Annotated in this window: 2 protein-coding genes and 1 pseudogene; all 3 read left to right on the forward strand. The window is 75.5% G+C overall.

Annotation, left to right across the window (positions count from 1 at the left end; all coding sequences use genetic code 11):
• Positions 1 to 382, forward strand: a 382-nt coding sequence (locus tag ESP51_RS20800; protein WP_338420358.1) for an NTP transferase domain-containing protein, incomplete at its 5' end; no start/stop codon positions are given.
• Between the two features lie 41 nt (positions 383 to 423).
• The gene (locus tag ESP51_RS20415; protein WP_129522684.1) at positions 424 to 687 is read left to right on the forward strand and encodes a DUF6457 domain-containing protein; all 264 of its coding nucleotides are present in this window, start codon (positions 424 to 426) and stop codon (positions 685 to 687) included.
• Positions 684 to 914 (forward strand): annotated as a pseudogene (locus ESP51_RS20420) (hypothetical protein); the annotation flags it as partial. The gene ESP51_RS20415 and the pseudogene ESP51_RS20420, both read left to right, overlap by 4 nt.

Here is a 914-nt window from a genome sequence, read left to right on the forward strand (position 1 = left end):
CGCGCTCGCAGCGGGGCTCGCGGCGCTGCCCGAGACTCCTGAGCGCGTGGTGGTGCTCGCCGTCGACCTGCCGCGCGCCGATGCAGCGCTCGGCCCCCTGCTCGCTGCCGCGACCGGGCCCGACGGATGCGTCGCGGTCGACGCCGAGGGAGTGCGGCAGCCGCTCCTCGCGGTCTACCGCGCGGCGGCCCTCCGTGCTGCCGTCGACGCGGCGTACACCGGCGTCGGGCTCGAGAACCTCTCGCTCCGTCGGCTGCTCGCCGGGCTCGACCTCGCCGATGTGGCGCTGCCACCCGGCCTCACCGACGACGTCGACACTCCCGACGACGCGGCGCGCGCCGGCATCCGACTCGGAACGTCACCCGGGAACGGCACGCCATAGGCTGATTGCGTGCCCTCAGCACGTCGACGGGAGGAACGGTCATGACCGACGACAGCATGACACTCGAGCAATGGGCGGCACGGGTCGCCGAAGCGCTCGACCTCGGCGCCGACTATCCGGTCGACATCGAGCTCGCGCTCGACGTCGCCCGCGACGCAGCCCATGCCGTGATGCGCCCCGCGGCACCGCTCACCACCCTGCTCGTCGGCATCGCCGCCGGGCGCGCCGGCGGAGACGAGGAGGCCGTTCGCCGCGCGTCGGCCGTCGTCACCGCCCTGATCGCAGAGACGAGCCAGGCCGGGTGAACCTGCGGCACGTGGCCTGGGATGCCGCGCGGGCGGCCGCCCATCGAGTGGGATCCGCCCTGCGGACGCCCGCCGAGCACGTCGAGCTCGCACCCGGCGCGCTCGGACGCACCCTCGCCCTCGACGTGCAGGCGCACGCGGCGATCCCTGCGCACGACACCTCGGCCATGGACGGCTGGGTCGTCGCGGGCGACCCGCCGTGGCGTCTCGCCGAGCCGCTCCGCGCG

It is taken from the genome of Agromyces albus (genome assembly GCF_004134825.1).
Taxonomy (GTDB): Bacteria; Actinomycetota; Actinomycetes; order Actinomycetales; family Microbacteriaceae; genus Agromyces; species Agromyces albus.